This window comes from Alteromonas sp. IB21 (assembly GCF_016405965.1).
Lineage (GTDB): Bacteria > Pseudomonadota > Gammaproteobacteria > Enterobacterales > Alteromonadaceae > Alteromonas.
The window spans coordinates 1-4,092 of record NZ_JAEFCD010000048.1 but is presented as its reverse complement, the minus strand read 5'-3'; the positions used below and the strand labels follow the sequence as shown (position 1 = coordinate 4,092).

Below are 4,092 nucleotides of genomic sequence, written 5' to 3'. Positions count from 1 at the left end.
GAAAAAGTGATCGGATAAAACCGAAACGACCGATCGGATTCACCGAAATACGCAGACGCTGACGGATTGGTGTGAATCTAATAATATTGAACTGGTATATATTCAGCCAGGTAAACCGCAGCAAAATGGCTTCGTAGAGCGCTTTAACGGTTCATTCCGCAGAGAGTTTCTTGATGCTTACTTGTTTGAAAATCTCAATCAAGTAAGAGAAATGGCTTGGTTCTCGCGACTGGATTATAACGAAGAAAGAACACATGAAAGTCTGGGTAACCTGCCTCCGGCAGCTTACCGAGAAAAACTAGAAAACTCTAAATCAGCCCTGTCTCATTAATGGGGAAGTAGTCAACACCATTGAACCGTTATACAGCGTTATCCACGAAGTCATTAAGAAGCGGAAGATCTTCCGCAGTGATGGTTTTGTAAGAAAAATGGCGTACTTAAAAATAAAAGATGCCAGTAAAAAATGGTCGATGCCGATTCGAAACTGGCGTAAGGCGATGAGTCGTTTTATTATTGAATCCGAGGAACGCCTCAAACTCAATAACTAATGGAAGTTACACAGAATCTGTTACAGGCTCTGCTCTACTGATAAGTATTTCTTCACGAAGTTCACTACAAAACCTATAAGTAATTTTATTATCTTCTAAATTGAATTTAGTGAGTAAAGGCATCACGACCCACTCTTCAACTCCTTGAGAATTAATGATATCGCATTGCACCGCAGTTGTTCCGAGGTTAAACAGTAATTCTTCAATCAATTTACGGCTCTTTATCTCCAAATCAACTGCTTCCTCTAATTGAGACATCGTTATTGTAAATTTTATTTCTTGTCCTCTAGTCTTCTCTAGATAGTTTTCTATTGATTTTTTTTCAGTACTCTCTACAGCTGCCAGCATTTTATCTCTTGCGTTTCGCACCAGTGTATTCAAAATTTTGCACTGAATAATGTCAGAGCTAGAGTGTGATGTAACACGGTGGGCTATTTGGCTAGACAATTTGTTTACCAGTGGTTCAATATTGACCTTCATAATTATGATACTCCCTTTAGGGGTTAACATATTTCATATTCGTTGTAGCGCTTAAACTAAGCGCAAATTCCTTTTATGATGATAACTACCCATGTGTAGTGGCATACTGAATGTGACCACCTAACTTTCAGAGTTACGCTGAGAGCATAGCAAGTTTAGGTGAATCAATGAGTAAAAAGAAATGGGTTAAATTCAGTCCAGAGTTTAGATTAGAAACCGCGCAATTGCTCATTGATTAAGGTTATATACAAAAAGAAGTATCGGAAGCAATGAATGTTGGCTTCTCTATAGGTGGCCATTGGATAAGTACTAAACCCAAACATTATGTCACCCTTTGTGAAACATCTTAGTTTATGCTACTTTTTATTTCAATATAGCATTTTCGTTCCAAAGATAACTCTGAGGAGGTGCAAGCCATTAATGAAATTCAGCTTATCGGCACTATATTTATTGTATTAACACTATTAGTAGTGGGCATTGGTTTTTATTGGATTGCACGTCGACATGATAAATAAAGCTGCAAAAAAAGAGTAACTGGAGAAGGAAGGTACAAGACTACCTAATCAGGCTGCATAAGCCCAAACTTAGTAGACTCGTGTTGCTAACTTGAAACAGTGCTTGATAAGACTTAAAACGTTTAGCTTTACACCAAAATTTCCATTTTAATTTTACGAATTTCATTATGATATGGACTATACAAGCGTAAATTACTACACCTCGTAAAATATCTGTTTCAGCAAAAAATGAATGAATATTAATTCAAACAGGTAAACGAGAACTATTGCCGCCAACTAAATTTTTTATTACGTTGTTTGAAGTGAGACATATTGTGAGAGTACATAATGGTAACTTACACGAGCGTCAGAGGGAAAAAGCAAACTATATGGGATATCCTTGACATCCCCCAGAGAGGTCGCCAGCTTCAAGATGCCATAGCAATAGGCTTACCCTACTCCACCTATTTGCGCATCGCACGTTACGCTGAAATGACCAATGCAGAATTGGTTGAGTTACTCGGTATTTCAGTATCCACGCTAAGTCGTCGTGCAAACGCTGGGAAATTGGGTGTTGGCGAAAGCGAAAAAGTAGTTCGCCTTGTTCAGATGATTAATGCAGGGATCACACTTTTTGATGGGAATAAAGAAAAAGCGATGTCTTGGCTAAAGTCCCCCTCTCGTGGATTAAACGGTATTCAACCGATAACGATGATATCGACATATGCAGGAACAAGCGAGGTCCTGGCATTTATTGGTCGTTTAGAGCATGGTGTGTATTGTTAGTCAGAACACGCTATAATGTTCAACAGTAAAAAATCAGCTTAAGGCTAATACGTCATTGTTGTACTAGCTGAATTTGGCAAATTTAGTAAAAAAGTCGCTTTCGCTCGAACGGCAAAGCATCGCTTGAAAGAGTGTCTAAGGTGTCCCATGGCCAGAGTATCGAGAGTTCCATTAAGCTTCATTTTATCGAGCAAAAATCCACGGCCTGAAGACAAAGCTCGATTGGATAAATTTATGAGCTCGTTCAGAGAACGATCAAAAGAAAAAATTGAGAGAAAATTCCCTCATCTTCCAGAAGTTAAATTGATTAAATAAATTGGTTTTTTAGGTGCTTTTAATCTGGAAATGATTACCCGCCTCGTTCGTATGACTATTTGGGTTTTAGTAATGTTTCAGACCGAGTCTTGGTAGATAATACTCAATGATAGCTCAGCAACTCAAGACGCCGTCGCTTTTTTTGCTCCAAATTGTTCGATGTATGAGCGCCTCATAATAAGTGGCTATATCAAGCTTACATGTCGCCTCTTGCTGCCAGCACTTTACCTATTTAGCGAGTTTTAAACTTTATCGAGTCAACTTCTCTCATTGTTCAAATCTGGTGATAGCACAGCTTAGTTCATCTATCAGCAATAGATTAATTCATTTTATAACAGGCAAAGACTGCACTCATAACTGGATTACAAAAGCCCAAATCAATATGAGGTTGACATGTAGTGGCAGACTAAACCCGAACACCATTTTAAGTGGTAGCATTACACTTAATAACGAGGTGTTCAATGAAAAGACAAAGACGATCATTCAGTCCGGAATTTAAACATGATTCAGCCAGCCTGGTAGTTGATCAGGGTTACAGTATGACTGAAGCTGGTCGCGCAGTAGATGTACATGAAAATACTCTGCGCAAGTGGGTTCGGCAACTTGAGGCAGAGCGCGGCGACATCACTTACATCTGGGCGGGCTCAGCATGGCATTATGCTGCTGTAGTTATCGACCTGCATACTCGCAGGGTTATCGGTTGGAGTATGTCACACCGGCCGGATGCGGAACTCGCAGCCAGAGCCTTAGATATGGCGTATGAACTACGAGGTAAGCCAGAAGGTGTGATGTTCCACAGTGACCAGGGCTCTCAGTACGCAGCGCGCAAGTTCAGGCAAAGGCTGTGGCGTTACAAGATGACCCAGAGTATGAGTCGACGAGGAAATTGCTGGGATAATAGCCCGATGGAGCGTGTGTTCAGGAGCCTGAAATCCGAGTGGATGCCTTCAACTGGCTACAGTTCAATTAACGAAGCAAAACGAGATGTGGGTTATTACCTGATGAATTACTACAACTGGGAAAGACCGCATCAATTTAACGATGGGCTACCACCGGCGAAAGCAGAAAAATTAGCTAAAAAGGTGTCCGGATTTTATTGACCACTACACATGAGACTAGAGCATGTTAACTTGTCCACCACACCTTTTGGTTCAAGCTTGTCAGCATCTTTAGCTTGTTTATAATGACGACAGTTAAAACTGTTCAGTTAATTACACATACCATTAATTCCTAGGGCCCAACCGCATGATGCTTGCAGTTTGTTCAACATCACTGTTGAACTTAAGGCTACATTGTCTTTCGAGCTTCACACCTCACCATTGCTAGTAACGCATGTCGAAATAGGAAACCTTCGGCAATACGAAGGGTTGAATCAAAGTTCAACAGTAAGCAAAGCGACTTCTTGTCGCACCGTGGCGTTTATACCAGAGTGCGAAGCCCGTTTTATCCCAATAGAGTATTTTGACCTT

Annotated in this window: 3 protein-coding genes and 4 pseudogenes; 6 read left to right on the top strand and 1 reads right to left on the bottom strand. The window is 40.4% G+C overall.

The window, feature by feature from the left end:
* Positions 1-55 precede the first annotated feature (55 nt).
* Both JC525_RS19555 and JC525_RS20035 read left to right on the top strand, forming a co-directional pair.
* Positions 56-331: pseudogene (locus JC525_RS19555) on the top strand (integrase core domain-containing protein); the annotation flags it as partial.
* Between the two features lie 13 nt (positions 332-344).
* Positions 345-548 (top strand): annotated as a pseudogene (locus JC525_RS20035) (IS256 family transposase); the annotation flags it as partial.
* 6 nt (positions 549-554) lie between these two features.
* On the opposite strand, the gene JC525_RS19550 reads toward JC525_RS20035, so the two are convergent.
* Positions 555-1,028 carry a hypothetical protein gene (locus JC525_RS19550; RefSeq protein ID WP_069945545.1) on the bottom strand — a complete coding sequence of 158 codons (474 nt, stop codon included), beginning with the start codon at positions 1,026-1,028 and terminating at the stop codon, positions 555-557.
* Positions 1,029-1,870: 842 nt separating this feature from the next.
* Between JC525_RS19550 and parS the strand changes: the two genes are divergently transcribed.
* The 4 genes and pseudogenes from parS to JC525_RS20030 all read left to right on the top strand — a co-directional run.
* On the top strand, positions 1,871-2,308 hold the full coding sequence (parS, locus tag JC525_RS19545) for a type II RES/Xre toxin-antitoxin system antitoxin (RefSeq protein ID WP_069945543.1): 438 nt from the start codon (positions 1,871-1,873) through the stop codon (positions 2,306-2,308).
* A gap of 776 nt (positions 2,309-3,084) precedes the next feature.
* Positions 3,085-3,228: pseudogene (locus JC525_RS20260) on the top strand (transposase); the annotation flags it as partial.
* Between the two features lie 12 nt (positions 3,229-3,240).
* A pseudogene (locus JC525_RS19540) lies at positions 3,241-3,723 on the top strand (IS3 family transposase); the annotation flags it as partial.
* A gap of 159 nt (positions 3,724-3,882) precedes the next feature.
* Positions 3,883-4,092: hypothetical protein (locus JC525_RS20030; RefSeq protein WP_233095327.1), on the top strand; the 210-nt coding region annotated here is incomplete at its 3' end.

What these genes read in the sequence shown, in the direction of transcription:
- JC525_RS19550 (WP_069945545.1), bottom strand. Translation starts at nt 1,028, where the DNA reads ATGAAGGTCAATATTGAACCACTGGTAAACAAATTGTCTAGCCAAATA.
- parS (WP_069945543.1), top strand. Translation starts at nt 1,871, where the DNA reads ATGGTAACTTACACGAGCGTCAGAGGGAAAAAGCAAACTATATGGGAT.